Annotated in this window: 13 protein-coding genes; 11 read left to right on the top strand and 2 right to left on the bottom strand. The window is 63.2% G+C overall.

All coding sequences use genetic code 11. The annotated features are described in order from the left end of the window. Positions 1 to 63 precede the first annotated feature (63 nt). From FDT80_RS18365 to FDT80_RS18330, 8 genes are all read left to right on the top strand, one after another. A complete protein-coding gene (locus FDT80_RS18365; RefSeq protein WP_138663791.1) occupies positions 64 to 2,364 on the top strand; it encodes a bifunctional salicylyl-CoA 5-hydroxylase/oxidoreductase in 2,301 nt (766 codons plus the stop codon). Continuing rightward, positions 2,364 to 3,113: an SDR family NAD(P)-dependent oxidoreductase gene (locus FDT80_RS18360; protein ID WP_138663790.1), complete on the top strand. Its 750-nt coding sequence runs from the start codon at positions 2,364 to 2,366 to the stop codon at positions 3,111 to 3,113. Before FDT80_RS18365 ends, FDT80_RS18360 begins: the two co-directional genes overlap by 1 nt. Beyond that, positions 3,110 to 3,577 (top strand): MarR family winged helix-turn-helix transcriptional regulator, encoded by a 468-nt coding sequence (locus FDT80_RS18355; protein WP_425472050.1) that lies wholly within the window; start codon positions 3,110 to 3,112, stop codon positions 3,575 to 3,577. The genes FDT80_RS18360 and FDT80_RS18355 overlap by 4 nt, the downstream gene beginning before the upstream one ends. After that, positions 3,577 to 4,368 carry an enoyl-CoA hydratase family protein gene (locus FDT80_RS18350; protein ID WP_138663789.1) on the top strand — a complete coding sequence of 264 codons (792 nt, stop codon included), beginning with the start codon at positions 3,577 to 3,579 and terminating at the stop codon, positions 4,366 to 4,368. The genes FDT80_RS18355 and FDT80_RS18350 overlap by 1 nt, the downstream gene beginning before the upstream one ends. A 4-nt stretch (positions 4,369 to 4,372) precedes the next feature. After that, positions 4,373 to 5,533 carry an acyl-CoA dehydrogenase family protein gene (locus tag FDT80_RS18345; RefSeq protein ID WP_138663788.1) on the top strand — a complete coding sequence of 387 codons (1,161 nt, stop codon included), beginning with the start codon at positions 4,373 to 4,375 and terminating at the stop codon, positions 5,531 to 5,533. A gap of 27 nt (positions 5,534 to 5,560) precedes the next feature. After that, positions 5,561 to 5,959, top strand: a complete 399-nt coding sequence (locus FDT80_RS18340) for a RidA family protein (protein WP_138663787.1) — start codon at positions 5,561 to 5,563, stop codon at positions 5,957 to 5,959. Between the two features lie 197 nt (positions 5,960 to 6,156). Then, a complete protein-coding gene (locus FDT80_RS18335) occupies positions 6,157 to 6,633 on the top strand; it encodes a MarR family winged helix-turn-helix transcriptional regulator (protein ID WP_138663786.1) in 477 nt (158 codons plus the stop codon). Then, the gene (locus FDT80_RS18330; RefSeq protein WP_246040002.1) at positions 6,630 to 7,919 is read left to right on the top strand and encodes a multidrug effflux MFS transporter; all 1,290 of its coding nucleotides are present in this window, start codon (positions 6,630 to 6,632) and stop codon (positions 7,917 to 7,919) included. Before FDT80_RS18335 ends, FDT80_RS18330 begins: the two co-directional genes overlap by 4 nt. A gap of 39 nt (positions 7,920 to 7,958) precedes the next feature. Here the strand turns inward: FDT80_RS18330 and FDT80_RS18325 are convergent, their stop codons facing one another. Then, positions 7,959 to 9,341, bottom strand: coding sequence for a M20 family metallopeptidase (locus FDT80_RS18325; protein ID WP_138663785.1), 1,383 nt, complete (start codon positions 9,339 to 9,341; stop codon positions 7,959 to 7,961). Positions 9,342 to 9,924: 583 nt separating this feature from the next. Here FDT80_RS18325 and FDT80_RS18320 point away from each other — a divergent pair. The 3 genes from FDT80_RS18320 to FDT80_RS18310 all read left to right on the top strand — a co-directional run bounded on the left by FDT80_RS18320 (position 9,925) and on the right by FDT80_RS18310 (position 13,120). Next, positions 9,925 to 10,656: a sugar transferase gene (locus tag FDT80_RS18320; RefSeq protein WP_138663784.1), complete on the top strand. Its 732-nt coding sequence runs from the start codon at positions 9,925 to 9,927 to the stop codon at positions 10,654 to 10,656. A gap of 176 nt (positions 10,657 to 10,832) precedes the next feature. Then, positions 10,833 to 11,639, top strand: a complete 807-nt coding sequence (locus FDT80_RS18315) for a CpsD/CapB family tyrosine-protein kinase (protein ID WP_170311941.1) — start codon at positions 10,833 to 10,835, stop codon at positions 11,637 to 11,639. 167 nt (positions 11,640 to 11,806) lie between these two features. Continuing rightward, on the top strand, positions 11,807 to 13,120 hold the full coding sequence (locus FDT80_RS18310) for a GumC family protein (protein ID WP_212733884.1): 1,314 nt from the start codon (positions 11,807 to 11,809) through the stop codon (positions 13,118 to 13,120). Between the two features lie 9 nt (positions 13,121 to 13,129). Here the strand turns inward: FDT80_RS18310 and FDT80_RS18305 are convergent, their stop codons facing one another. Then, positions 13,130 to 14,497, bottom strand: a complete 1,368-nt coding sequence (locus FDT80_RS18305) for an oligosaccharide flippase family protein (RefSeq protein WP_246040001.1) — start codon at positions 14,495 to 14,497, stop codon at positions 13,130 to 13,132. Between the last annotated feature and the right edge of the window lie 97 nt (positions 14,498 to 14,594).

Below are 14,594 nucleotides of genomic sequence, written 5' to 3'. Positions count from 1 at the left end.
CTTGAAACAAATTTCGGGTCCGCTACCTTGCAGGGCACCTGAATCACGTCGATGGGAAACGCGATGAAAATAGCATGTCTGGGCGGTGGCCCCGCCGGTCTTTACTTTGCCATCTCGATGAAACTGCGCAACCCGGAGCATGAGATCACCGTGCTGGAGCGCAACAAGCCCGACGATACGTTCGGCTGGGGCGTGGTTCTGTCGGATGAGACGCTCGGCAACCTGGCCGTCAACGACATCCGCAGCGCCGAGATGATCCGCGAGCATTTCGCCTATTGGGATGATATCGCGGTGATCCACGAGGGGCATCGCACCGTGTCGACCGGGCATGGGTTTTGCGGAATTGGCCGCAAGCGGCTGCTGATCCTGCTGCAAGAGCGCTGCCGCGAGCTGGACATCGATCTGCAATTCGAGGTCAACGTTGACAGCGCCGCGGCGCTTGCGAAAGACTATGACCTCGTGGTCGCCAGCGACGGCTTGAATTCGCGCACACGGATGGAATTCGAAGACGCGTTCAAGCCCGACGTGGACCTGCGAAAATGCCAGTTCACCTGGCTGGGCACGCATCAGAAATTCGACGACGCCTTCACCTTCATCTTTGAGCGCACGCAGCATGGGTGGGTCTGGGCGCATGCCTATCAATTCGACCCTGACACGGCGACTTTCATCGTTGAATGCAGCCAGGACACCTATGATAAATGGGGGTTCGAACAGATGTCCAAAGAGGAAAGCATCGCCACCTGCGAGCAGATCTTCGCGGCGCATCTGGATGGTCACAAACTGATGACCAACGCACATCACGTGCGCGGATCGGCCTGGATCAAGTTTCCCCGCGTGCTGTGCGAAACATGGCACCACGAGAATATCGTTCTGATGGGCGACGCGGCGGCGACGGCCCATTTCTCGATCGGATCGGGGACCAAGCTGGCGCTGGAGAGCGCGATCGCGCTGGCGGACTACCTGACGGACGAAGACGACATGGAGCGCGCGTTCCGGAAATACGAGGACGAACGCCGTGTCGAAGTGCTCAAGCTGCAATCGGCGGCGCGCAATTCGCTGGAGTGGTTCGAGGAGGTGGAGCGTTACCTCGACCTGGATCCGGTTCAGTTCAACTATTCGCTGCTGACCCGGTCACAGCGCATCAGCCATGAAAACCTGCGTGCGCGCGATGCCGAATGGCTCAAATCGGCGGAAAAGTGGTTTCAGTCCCAGGCCGGCGTCAGCGACAACGAGGGCGTCCGCCATCCGATGTTCGCCCCCTACAAGATGCGCGACATGACGCTGAAGAACCGGATCGTGGTGTCGCCGATGGCGCAATACAAGGCCGTGGATGGCAACCCGACGGATTGGCATCTGATCCACTATGGCGAACGCGCAAAAGGTGGGGCAGGGCTGGTTTATACCGAAATGACCTGCGTCAGCCCGGAGGGGCGCATCACTCCCGGTTGTCCCGGCATGTATTCGGATGCGCAGGAAGCGGCGTGGGCGCGGATCGTCGATTTCATACACGGCGAAACCGGCGCCAAGGTCTGTCTGCAACTGGGCCATTCCGGCGCCAAGGGCTCCACGCAGCTTGGCTGGGAAGAAATGGATGCGCCGCTGCCCGAGGGCAACTGGCCGCTGCTGTCGGCCTCGGCCGTGCCGTGGTCGGATCGCAACCAGATGCCGAAGGCGATGGATCGCGCCGACATGGACAGGGTCAAGGCGCAGTTCGTCGAGGCGACCGAACGCGCGGCGCGGGCCGGGTTCGACATGATCGAATTGCATGCCGCCCACGGATACCTCGTGTCCAGCTTCATCACGCCGGTGCAGAACACGCGCGACGATGATTATGGCGGCAGCCTGGAAAACCGGCTGCGCTATCCGCTCGAGGTGTTCGACGCAATGCGCGCCGCCTGGCCTGCGGACAGGCCGATGTCGGTTCGCATCTCGGCGAACGACTGGGTCGGTGATCTGGGCGTCACGCCGGAAGAAGCGGTCAGCATCGCCGCGGCCTTCAAGGACCATGGCGTCGATATCTGCGACGTGTCGGCGGGCCAGACTTCGACCAAGGCCAAGCCGGTCTATGGCCGCATGTTCCAGACGCCGTTTTCCGACCGTATCCGCAACGAGGCGCAGATGGCGACGATGGCGGTGGGCAACATATTCGAGCCGGATCATGTCAATTCGATCCTGATGGCGGGGCGGGCCGATCTGGTGTGCCTGGCGCGTCCGCATCTGGCCGATCCGTACTGGCTGCTGCATGCCGCGACATCGCTTGGCGATCGTCAGGAACACTGGCCCGCACCCTATCTTCCGGGCCGCGATCAGGCATGGCGCCTGGCCGACAAGGATGCAGCCACGACCGAAACGGAACAGGTGTGATGCGGTTTGACGGGCAAAACGCGCTGGTGACGGGCGGCGGCACGGGAGTCGGCGCCGGAATAGCGCTGGCGCTGGCAGAGGCGGGTGCGACGGTCACTATCACGGGGCGCAGGCTCGAAACGCTGGACGACCTTGCCAAACGGCACGATCGCATCCGCGCATTTGCCGGTGATGTGACGGATCGGGCAAGTTGCGCCGCCATGATTGAGGCGGCTGGCGACCCTCAGATCGTCGTCGCCAACGCAGGTACGTCAAAATCCGTCCCGTTTCACAAGATGCAGGAAGATGACCTGCAAAACATGCTGGCAACTAACCTTTTTGGCGTTTTTAACATCTATCAAGCGGCAATCGGCCCGATGAAAAAGACCGGCAAGGGGCGTCTTCTGGCTGTGGCCTCTACCGCCGGGTTAAAGGGATATGCCTATGTTAGTGCCTATTCGGCCGCGAAACACGCCGTCATCGGCCTGACCCGCAGTTTGGCTCTGGAATTGGCCGATACGCAGATCACCGTCAACGCGGTCTGCCCCGGTTTTACCGAAACGCCGATGCTGCGCGAAAGCGTCGACAACATCATGAACAAGACCGGCCGCTCGCGCGAGGAGGCGGAACGCGCCCTGACCGCGGGCAATCCGCAAAAGCGGTTCGTGCAGCCCGATGAGGTGGCGGATGCGATCCTGTGGCTGGCCGGGTCCGGCGCAAGCGCCATCACCGGACAGTCGATTTCGGTGTCCGGCGGAGAGGTGATGTGACCGGTCACGACAATCTCCGCTCCGACCTGTCCAAGGACCGGCTGCGTGTCTGGTTGCGGATGCTCAAGGTGACCCGCATGATCGAAGCGGAGCTGCGCGAACGGCTGCGGCAGAGTTTCGACATGACCTTGCCCCGCTTTGACGTGATGGCGGCGCTGGCGCGCGCGCCGGAGGGATTGAAGATGTCGGACCTGTCCGGGGTGTTGCGGGTGTCGAACGGCAATGTCACCGGCATTGTCGAACGGCTTGTCTCCGACGGCTTGGTGCGCCGCACCCATGTCGAGGGCGACCGCCGCGCGCTGCGCGTGACACTGACCGACGAGGGTGCCGCGCTGTTTTCACAGATGGCCGACCTGCACGAGATTTGGGTCGATGACCTGCTGTCGCCCATCGGGGCGCAGGGGTTGACCACGATAAGGAACCGGCTGGGCCGGATCACGGACAAACTGGAGGAACGAAACTGATGCCAGAGCATTTCAACCTGCGCCGCGAGGGCACCGTCGCTGTCGTGTCGCTGGATCGACCCGACCGCAAGAACCCGCTGACCTTTGACAGCTACGCGGCGCTGCGCGACTGGTTTCGCGAACTGCACTATGACGACGATGTGACGGCGGTGGTTTTTGCCTCGAACGGCGGCAATTTTTCCTCTGGCGGGGATGTGCACGATATCATCGGCCCGCTGGTCGCGATGGAGATGAAGGAGCTGCTGCGGTTCACCCGCATGACCGGCGATCTGGTCAAGGCGATGCTGAATTGCGGCAAGCCAGTGATCGCGGCGGTCGATGGCATCTGTGTCGGGGCGGGGGCGATCATCGCGATGGCCAGTGACCTGCGGATCGGCACGCCGGAGGCAAAGACCGCGTTTCTGTTTACCCGCGTCGGTCTGGCGGGTTGCGACATGGGCGCCTGTGCCATGCTGCCGCGCATCATCGGACAGGGACGCGCCAACGAACTGCTTTATACCGGGCGCGCAATGACCGCGGACGAAGGCGAGCGGTGGGGCTTTTTCAATCGTCTCGTCGCGGCGGCGGATCTGGAAGCCGATGCGATCGCATGGGCGCAGAAAATATCCGAAGGCCCGAATTTCGCGCATATGATGACCAAGACGATGCTGCAGCAGGAATGGTCGATGACCCTGGATCAGGCAATCGAAGCCGAAGCGCAAGCGCAGGCGATCTGCATGCAGACCGAGGATTTTCGCCGCGCCTACGAGGCTTTCGTCGCCAAGGAAAAACCGGTCTTCAAGGGGGATTGAGCCAATGCCCGATCAAAGTTTCCTCAACTGGCCGTTCTTCGAGGAGCGCCACCGCGAACTGGCAGAGGCTCTGGAGTACTGGTGTGGCAAGCACCTCGGGTCGATCGATCACTCCGACACCGACGCGGCGTGCAGGTCGCTGGTGTCGATGCTGGGGCAGGGGGGCTGGCTGACGCATTCCGCGGTCGATCCCGCGGATCCGGGCAGCCTCGATGTGCGCGCACTCTGCCTAATTCGCGAAACGCTTGCGCGCCACGACGGGCTGGCGGATTTCGCCTTTGCGATGCAGGGGCTGGGAACCGGGGCGATTTCGTTGCACGGCACGCAGGATCAGCGCGCGTGGCTGGCGCGGACACGCGCGGGCACGGCGATATCGGCGTTTGCCCTGTCAGAGCCGAAATCAGGCTCTGACGTGGCCGCAATGGACATGACGGCGACACGCGATGGCAATGGTTTCGTGCTCAACGGCGAAAAGACCTGGATCAGCAATGGCGGCATCGCGGATGTCTATACCGTCTTTGCCCGCACCGGAGAGGCGCCGGGCGCCAAGGGGCTGTCGGCGTTTGTCGTGCCTGCGGATACGCCGGGTCTGAGGGTGGCAGAGCGGCTTGAGGTCGTCGCCCCGCACCCTTTGGCGCGGCTGAGCTTTGAGGATGTGCGCGTGGATGCCGGTGCCCTGATCGGCAACCCCGGCGAAGGGTTCAAGATCGCCATGTCGGTGCTGGATGTGTTCCGCTCGACCGTCGCGGCGGCGGCACTCGGCTTTGCCCGCCGGGCGCTGGATGCGTCCCTGGCCCGCGTGCAGGAGCGTCAGCTTTTCGGCGCGCCGCTGTCGGATCTGCAGATGGTGCAGGGGCATATCGCCGATATGGCACTGGATGTGGATGCCGCCGCCTTGCTGGTCTATCGTGCGGCCTGGACCAAGGACATGGGCGCGCCGAGGGTCAGCCGCGAGGCCGCGATGGCCAAGCTTTATTCGACCGATCAGGCGCAGCAGGTCATCGACAAGGCGGTGCAATTGCACGGTGGCGACGGAGTGCGTGTGGGCGGGATCACCGAGCAGCTATACCGCGACATCCGCGCGCTGCGCATCTACGAAGGCGCGTCGGACGTGCAAAAGGTGGTTATCGCACGGGCCACGCTGGCCGCCGCGCAGACCGTTTAGACAGATCATAAAACGAGGGTTTCTACCATGTTGCACATCATTCACCCCGAGGGTTGGAAAGCGGCGAAAGGATATGCCAACGGGGTCGTCGCCAGCGGTCGCATGGTGTTTGTCGGCGGTCAGATCGGCTGGACCGCCGATCAGGTGTTCGAGGCGCATGATTTCATCGGTCAGATGGAGCAGACGCTGCTCAACATCCGCGCGGTGGTGGTGGCCGCGGGCGGCGACGTGGAGCATATCACGCGGTTGACGTGGTATGTCACCGACAAGGCCGATTACCTGGCCAAGCAGCGCGAGGTCGGCAAGACCTATCAAAAGGTGTTCGGCAAGCATTTCCCGGCAATGACGATGGTCGTCGTGAACGCGCTGGTCGAAGACGAGGCGCTGCTCGAGATTGAGGCGACGGCGGTTCTGCCCGAGGTCTGACTTCTGGATAAGATTACATAATCTGCATTATCGGTAACATCTGGCTGTCCCGGCCAGGCGGTATGTTCGGTGCGATCAATCGGTTCGCGACGCCCGGAAGCCGGGAAAACAAGTTCCTTGTGCGTTGACTTGTGTTGCGCGCGTTATAAGTCAGCCATATAGTAAGGCCGACATACTAAATGACGAAGGACGCTTCCGTGACCAACCGAATTGACCCGGACAGCCTTGGATTTCTGACTGGCGATCTGGCGCGTCTGATGCGCGCCGCTTTCGAGCGCGAGATCGACCGCGGCGCCGTTCCCGTTACCTCGGCAGAGGCGCGGGTGCTGGCGCATATGGCGCGCTGCGGGGCGACGCGGCAGAACAAGCTTGCCGACCGATTGGGCGTCGCGCCGATGAGCCTGACGGGCTTTCTTGACAAGCTCGAGCAGGCGGGACTGATCGCGCGCGGCACGGACCCGTCCGACCGCCGCGCGAAGATCGTGACACTGACTCCCGCCGCGGATGCCGTGCTGGAACAGATCGCCCAGGCCGGAGATCGCGCCAGGACACTGGCCCGGCGTGACATCTCCGACGCCGACTGGGCCCTGTTTCGCGACGTGGCGCTGCGCCTGCGTGGCAACCTGGAACAGGCACGCCGCGCGGCTGTGCCCGGTCGGGGGGTTCCGGCATGACCGGCACGGCACCTGCCACGCCCCTGATGACCGAACGCCGTGTCAGCCTGATCGGCGCCCTGCTGGTTGCGGTCGGTCCGGTTTCGATGGCGCTCTACACGCCCGCGATGACTGAACTGGTGCGCGCCTTCGGATCGACGGACGCGGTCATCAAACTGACCCTGACGCTGTATTTCGGCGGTTTTGCCTTTGCGCAGTTGATCGCGGGGCCGCTGTCCGATGCGCTGGGGCGGCGCCCGATCACCATCGCGTTCATGGGCATCTATTGTTTGGGCAGCATCGCGGCGCTGTTTGCACCGACGGTCGAGGTGCTGATGGCCGCACGCTTTGTTCAGGGCATCGGCGCTTCGGCTGGAATCGCGATTTCGCGCGCGCTGGTGCGGGATCTTTTCACCGACGAACAATCGTCGCGGATCATGAACCTGATCGGGATCATACTGGCCCTGGGCCCGGCGCTGGCCCCTACGATCGGCGGTCTGATGCTGCCGATCCTTGGCTGGCGGTCGATCTTTGTGTTGATGGCACTGATCGGCTTCGGGGTGATTGCCGTGGCCGTTTTCGCGATGAAGGAAACCGTCGTCGCGGATCGGTCGCGGCTGAATTTCCGTGCGCTGGGGCAAAGCTATGCGATGCTTCTGACCAACCGGCATTTCCTGACGACCGCCACCGTCATGGGGGGCGCCCTGGGTGCGCTTTATGCGCAGGCGACTTTTCTGCCCTTCATCCTGATGGGCGCCGTGGGTCTTGGCGCCGCTCAGTTCGGGGTCGGGATGTTGCTGCAATCAGGCAGCTTTTTCGTCGGGTCGCTGGTGGTGCGATCCTTGATGCAGCGGATGAAGTCGGACGATCTGGTGCCGATTGGCCTTGGGTTCATCGCATTGGGCAGCGTCGGCATGGTGTCGAGCCTGATCTGGACGCCGAGTTTTCTGGGCGTGATGATTCCCGTGGGCATCTACGCGTTCGGCATTGCCTTCGTGATGCCTGCGATGTCCACCGCGGCGCTTGCCCCCTTTGGCCGCAACGCCGGTGCAGCCGCGTCGATGCTCGGGTTTTTTCAGATGGGTTCGGGGCTTTTGATGGGGTCCTTGGGGGCCGCGATGGGCGATGCGGTCATCGCGATGGCGATTCTCATTCCGATCATGGGCGCGGCGGCCTGCGTGGCATATGTCCTTTACCGCCGGATGCCTGAGACCGCGGCGCTTACGCGACCCGAGCCTGCGCGCGCCACCGGATCCGGTACGCCGATTGTGCCCTGCCCCGCCCCGGTCACGGCACCCGATCCTTAGACTTGCATCTGGTCCCTACGGGGGGCGTGGGCCACGGGCCTACGGGGTGCGGCCCGCGCCGATGTCCCAGAACAGCCCCGCCATCAATCGCAATGCATCCCGGCACACCGGTTTGAGGACGTGTTCGTTCGGTGCGTGCTGATTGCATCCGCGATGGGAATGCGGCACCCAGATCGTCGGCAGGCCCAGAACATCGGCAAAGCAGTCGTTGGGCAGCGACCCCGCCAGATTTGGCAACACATGCGGCGGCGTTCCCGCGGTCCGTTCAAGGCTGTTCTTGACGAATTCGGCCCAAGGATGTGACGGATCAAGTCGCGTCGCCGCAAAGACCGCGCCCTCTTGTGCCTTGATGCGCACCTGCCCGAAGCCGGCGGCATCGAGATGGCGGCGCAAGGCGGGCAGGATCTCATCGGCGTCGGTGCCCACCACGAACCGCAACTGGCATGTGGCGCGCGCCGAACCCGAAATCGCGTTCACGGGTGCATCGGGCACGCCGCTGGTCATGGCGAGAACTGCAAAGCTGTTCCACCCAAACGCGCGTTCGGCAGGGCTCAGGCCCTTTTCACCCCAATCAGGGTCGATTTCCGGTTTGCCCGGCGTGTCCACGGGAAGCCGCGCCAGCGCCGCACGAATATCATCCGTGAGGCTGTCGGGCCGCCATTCGGGGATGCGGATCTGCCCGCGTGCATCGGTGATCGTGCTGATCGCCTGGCACAGGATCATGGCCGGATCCGCCAGCAACCCGCCCCAATTGCCGGAATGATGCGCGCCATCGCGCAGATCGACAACCAGATCGAAATTCACCGCGCCGCGCGACCCCATGAACATCGTCGGCGTATCGGGCTGAAGTCGCGGCCCGTCGGACGCGATCAGCACATCCGCGGCGAGGTCGGATTTATGGGCGGCACAAAACGCGGCGAGACCGGCCGATCCGGTTTCTTCGGACATCTCGATCAGATATCGGCAGTTGAACCCAAGCGACCCGCGCACCGCCAACACGGATTCAAGCGCGGCGATATTGATCAGATGCTGACCCTTGTTGTCGGCGGTGCCACGTCCGTAAAGGCGGTCCCCGTCTTCGACCAATGTGAAGGGGTGCAATCCATCGCGCCACATGCCGGTCTGGGCGCGGATCACGTCACCATGCCCATAGCTCAGAACTGTGGGCCGGTCTGCCCCTTCGTGCCGCTGCGCGATCAACAGCGGCCCGCCCGCAGGGTCCGGATTTTCATGCACACTGCACCCGAACCCTAGTGCGGCCAGTCGCGGCACGATCGCCTGATCCAGATAGCGGCGAAGTTCAGAGGATTTTTCGTGCGTCTGGCTTTCGGTTTCGATGGCGACCAGATGGGCGAGATCGGTCTTGAACGCGCCGGTGTCGAAATAGCGGGTCGCGCAGTCAATCGCGGACATACGGGTCATTGCGGATCTTGTCTCCTGTCGGGCGGTACAGCGCCTGCCGCGGCGTCCCGTCACAATGGCCTGTGGCCGCACATGGGGGCAAGCGCCCGTTTCCCGAAGGCCGCAAATCACGGCCCCTTGGCGCGGGGGCGGTCCTCTCCCGGTGATTGCGGCAGGATCTGGCCGCTTCATACGGGTCCGGATGCGCAACAAAATGCCTACTCATGCCGCATTGATGCCACTTTTCCGGTCGGGTTTCGGATTGTGTCAGCGCGCGTCTCAACGTTCACAAATCTCGTGATCCGCTTTATTGCCCTGTTATAGGGGAAAAAACGCAAGTAAACCGCGCCTGTGATGTGAAAGAGCCAAAGTTCGAAACAGTGTGTTTCGGCGAAAAAGGCCAAAAATGTGTCAAGAATATGGTACTGCTGTCCACGGCAGACGACTCGGGTTGTCACCAGTGTTGGCGATGCTCAATTACGGGGCATTTTCAATTTCAGGTTGATTTTCGGGTCGCCTGTCACCTCGACGAACGACCGTTGGGTGCAGCCGGAAACGACTGCGCCGGTAATGAGTAAATCGCGTTTTGCCCTGGGGGGTACATATGACCAAACATGCATTCGACGGCTTCGGCCCGTCGGGCAAAAGCATAGTGCCGATCCAAGCCGTCAGCGCGCTTTCTGCACCCGCCGAAATTATCCGTCACGCTGGAACACGGCACCGCAAGGGGTGGTATCGTTTCACCGGCAAACAGGCGCTCGATGTCATGCTCGTCATCCTCAGCTTGCCGGTGTCCTTGCCGCTGATCGCGCTCTGTGCGGTCGCGCTGTGGATCGAGGGCGGCAACCCGTTCTATGTGCAGAACCGCCTGGGCCAGTCCGGGCGCGTGTTTTCCATTCTCAAGCTGCGCACGATGACGCGCGATGCCGATGCGGTTCTGGCCGAGTACCTTGCCAATGATCCCGAGCTGCAGCGCGAATGGGCCCAGACGCAAAAGCTCAAGAACGATCCGCGCATCACGCCCGTCGGCCGGCTTCTGCGCAGCACGTCGATCGACGAACTGCCGCAGCTTTTCAACGTGCTCAAGGGCGACATGAGCCTTGTCGGTCCGCGCCCGATGATGCCGGATCAACTCTCGATCTATGGCGATCCGCGTGCGTATTTCGCCCTCAAGCCCGGCCTGACCGGCATTTGGCAGGTCTCGGCGCGCAACGAACAGCATTTTTCCTACCGCAGAGAGGCCGACGCGGTCTATCACCAGACGGTGTCGTTCTTTCGCGATCTGGTCATCCTCTTCAAAACCGTGGGCGTGGTTCTGCGCCGCACGGGGTACTGACCGCAGATGACCGGCACAGCAGATATCCAAGCATGTGGCCCCGTCGGTGGGACAGGTCCGCACGACAAGACCGCTGCACAAGCCGACGGGACACGCCTGCCATGAAAGACAGTTTTTCATCCTACACCCGATCGGGCATTGTATCTGCGATGACACCTGCCCCAGGCGGACAGCCGATGACCAAGGGCCCCAAGCCGATCAAGCGCAGCCACGAGCGGGCGATGCAGCACCGTCTGATGAAATCCGCGGCGCGCACCGATCTGACCAATCCGGATGCCCCGCGCTGGCAGGATCTGCGTGGCGTTTCCCCCGGAGTGCGCAGTCATATCCTCGGGCATGCCCCGCTGGTCGATTTCCACCGCGAAACCGCCGCGTCCAAGGCGTTCGACCTGCTGCGCACCCGGCTTATCCAGACGATCAAGCTGAACGGTTGGAGCAGGATCGCGATTTCCGCACCCACCAGCGGCTGCGGCAGCACCTTCACGGCCGTCAACCTCGCGCTCAGCCTGTCGCGCGTGCCGGGGTCGCGCACGGTGTTGATGGATCTGAACCTGCGCAATCCGGGCGTGGCCGATGCACTGGATCTGCACGGCGAAGGCGACATGCGCGCGTTTTTGCAGGGCGAAGCGCCGCTGGCGCGGCATATCGTGCGCGCGAATGACACCCTTGCGCTGGGTCTGAACAGCACACCGGATGCGAATGCGGCCGAATGTCTGCACGATCCGCGCACCGCCCGCACGCTGGATCGGATGCGCAATACCTTTCAGACGGACATCGTGCTGTATGACATGCCCGCGATGCTGGCGCATGACGACGTGGCCGCATTTCTGCCGCAGGTCGATGGCGTGTTGCTGATCTCGGACGGGACGCAGACACAGGCCAAGCACCTCGCCGAATGCGAACGCATCCTTGACGGGCAGACCCAGCTATTGGGCGTGATCCTGAACCGGGCCCGCGCGTCCGGCATCGAAAGCTACTCCTGACCGCCCGATCGGCGGGGTGTCGCACCGCAGTGACGCGGAATTGACGGGGATGATCAAATCGTCATAGTTTAGCCCGCATTTTGTCGTGCGCGCGATCCGGTTCGGTGTCAGGGTCCAGCGATCTGCAGATACCGGCCCGATGTGGCCTAGCCTTCGAAAGAACGTGAATGGGTCCGATTTATTCACTGGACGATCTGATCGACATGATCCGCCGTCGCGCGGGTGTGATGACCGTTGTGATCGTGCTGGGGGCGATGATCTCGCTGTTCCTCGCGTGGACGCAGCAGCATGTGTACCGCTCTGCCGAAGTTCTGCAGATCGAGCGGCCGACAATCGCGAACGACCTGGCCCCATCAACCGTCGAAGGCTCCTCTGCGCGACGGTTGCAGCTTATCCAGCAGCAGTTGATGGCACGCACCAACCTTCAGGACATCATCGACAAATACGATCTCTATTCCGATCTGGCCGCCCTGAAACCAAGTGAGAAAATCGACAGGTTGCGCCAGGCGATTTCGATCGAAGGTGTTGCCGCCGCGCGCGAGGGCTTTGCGGACGACGGCACGATTTCGGTCCTGACCATCACCGCAGACATGCGCAGCCCCGAACTGGCGCAGCAGGTCGCGCATGAGTTCGCGGAACGCACCCGCACCCTGAGCGCCGCGCAGCGCGCCGAGCAGACCCGCCGGACGCTTGAATTCTTTCAGCGGCAGGAAGCGGCCCTGGTCGCCGAGATCGCAGCATTGGAAACCGAAATCACCGCCTTTCGCACCGAAAACGATCTGTCGATCGCCGGCGGTGTCGAATTTCGCCGCGCCGAAGTGGCCAGCCTGAACACCGCCCTGCTGGAGATCGACCGTAACCTTGTCGCCGCGCGTCTGGCGCTGACACAGATCGACCGGACCGCCCGGCAAGCCACAATCGAGCGGACCGAGGCCGAGATCAACGGGCGTATCCAGAGCCTTGAGGCGCAGCGCGCCATCCTCGAGGAACGGCGCAGGCGGTTGACGGACAGCATCGACGCCAGCCCCGAAATCGAACGTGCCCTGATCGACTTCGACCGCCAGATGGAGCAGTTGCAAAACCAGCTCGACGGTGTCGCGGCCCGCCGCAACGAGGCCCAGATCGGGTACAGGCTCGAGGCGACGGAACAGGGTGAACGGCTGACCATCATCGAGGCCGCGCAATTGCCCGACTACCCGATCACGCCCAGCCGCAAGAAGAAGGCCGTACTGGGTGCGGCCGGCAGTGTGATCGCGGCCCTGGTGATCGCCTTCCTGCTGGATCTGCGCACGCCGGTCATTCGAACGGCCGCACAGATGCAGCGTGAAATCGGCATACTGCCCGTGGTGTCTATCCCCGAGATGAAGCTGCCGCGCACCAAGCCGACGTTCCGCGAACGCTTTGCCGTCTGGCGCGCCGCGCGCCGGTCCTCGACGCTCAGGCGCGACCGGAACGGCAAGGCCCTGACCCGCGGCGACTGACGCGCATCGCTATCCCGTTACGATCTCCGCCATCGCGATAACCGCCGCCCAGTTCAACCAGACCGCCCCGCCACCGAACACAAGGGCCAGCGCGGCATAGACGCCATCGTGCAGCGGGTCCCAGACCCGATGCCGCCGCGCCAGCCAGACCAGGGCCGGATGCACGATGACCCCGGCGACGCCCATACCCAGTATGGCACCCATCAGACCGTACTGCACCGCGCCGACAAGCAGGCACGACACCTGCGCGACCGCCCGCAGCGCACAAAAGATGAAAAACCGCCATGAATCGCCCGCCGCCAAGGCCGCCTGGTCATAGGACAGCCCGATCACCTGCGGCATCAGCATGCAGGCAATCAGCACGACCATCGCGCCCGCGGCCGCATAGCGCGCATCGTAGAGCACGCCTACCAGTGCCGGACCTGCCAACGCCATTACCGCCAGCAACACCAGCACCGCCCCCGTCAGCCCAAAGCGCAAAACCCGCAGCTTGCGGCTGCCCGCGTCACCGGTGGCCGCGCCTGTCTCACGGTATACCGGCAAAAAGATCCGCCCCGACACGGCAGAGCCCAGAAGCATGGGAAAGCTGGCCAGGAAATACCCGATGTTGTAGACGCCCAGCCATTCAAGCGTGAGGAATTTGCCCAGAATGGCCCGGTCGCCCTGACTGGCCACGAACCAAAGCGCGGTGCTCAGGAAGATCCATTTGCCAAAGCCCACCAGTTCGCGCAGCGCGGCGCGTTCCCAGTGAAAGCGGTTGGCCGGACCGGGCAGGAACAGATGCGTCAGCACCAGCTTTGCCAGCGCCTGAAGCACCCCCCCGATCACCAGCGCCGCGACCGATTGCAGCACCATCGCAAGCGCGATCATCGACGCGATGCCAAGCGCCTGCGCGGCCAGATCCAGCAGGGTCAGCCGCCCCATCAGCAGGTGCCGGTGCGCCGTCTCGATCCGGGTGGGGTTGAACCCGGCCACCGCCAGCGCCGCGCCGGCCAGCGGCAGATAGGTCATCAACGCGGCATCGCCGTAGAATTGCGCCACCGGATAGGCCGCAAGGCACGCCACGGCCCAAAGCGCGAACCCGCGCATCACCTGAACCGTCCAGGCCGTATCCAGAAACGCCTGATCGTCGCCGCGTCTGCTTTGGGCAATCGACGGCCCGATTCCAACGTCCGAAAACATGGCCAGCCCGACCGTCACCACTGTGATCAGCGCCATCAATCCGAATGCCTCGGGAAACAGCAGGCGCGTCAGGATCAGGTTGGCGGCCAGCCGCATCGCCTGCGACCCCCCGTAGCCGAGGATGATGAAGGACGAAGAGCGGGCAACACGCGCCATCAGCCGGTTGCCGGTCCATACGGATGCGCCGGTGGTCATCGCGGTGTCGTTCTCCTGTTCATCGCTTCCGGGCAATCTAGTCGGTAGGGCACCGGCCTTCTAGCGCTTATATCCACCTGTGGCACGGTCGGGGGTT

The organism is Sulfitobacter sabulilitoris (genome assembly GCF_005887615.1).
GTDB lineage: Bacteria > Pseudomonadota > Alphaproteobacteria > Rhodobacterales > Rhodobacteraceae > Sulfitobacter_E > Sulfitobacter_E sabulilitoris.
This window is presented reverse-complemented; position numbering and strand designations above follow the sequence as displayed.